This window comes from Bacillus sp. SIMBA_031, from assembly GCF_046535225.1.
In the GTDB taxonomy this organism is placed as follows: Bacteria; Bacillota; Bacilli; order Bacillales; family Bacillaceae; genus Bacillus; species Bacillus velezensis.
The window spans coordinates 1-253 of the sequence record NZ_JAWRXC010000482.1 but is presented as its reverse complement, the minus strand read 5'-3'; the positions used below and the strand labels follow the sequence as shown (position 1 = coordinate 253).

At 55.7% G+C, this 253-nt stretch carries 1 protein-coding gene; it reads right to left on the bottom strand.

The annotated features are described in order from the left end of the window. Positions 1 to 193 (bottom strand): hypothetical protein (locus tag SB724_RS21105; protein ID WP_410572944.1); only part of this gene is annotated, 193 nt, incomplete at its 3' end. Between the last annotated feature and the right edge of the window lie 60 nt (positions 194 to 253).

Sequence of the window (253 nt, the reverse complement as noted above, 5' to 3'; positions counted from 1 at the left end):
GTTGGAAAAGCAATACCCGCCGGCTGAAGGACCCTTTTTTGTAGTCCGATGTAAAGGAGAAGGAACCCATCACGGCACCAACCGTGAGTGTGAGGGAAACCCCGGATTCCATGAGAAGCAGGTATAGCTCCGGAGTTGGTTTCCCAGATTCAAGAACCGCAGCCGCAATGAGCAGGCCCAGAAGTCCCAGCACCAGAAGAACGCCGACGGCTGACCCCTTCCATAGCCATGGCCTCTGGAGGTCGGATACCAA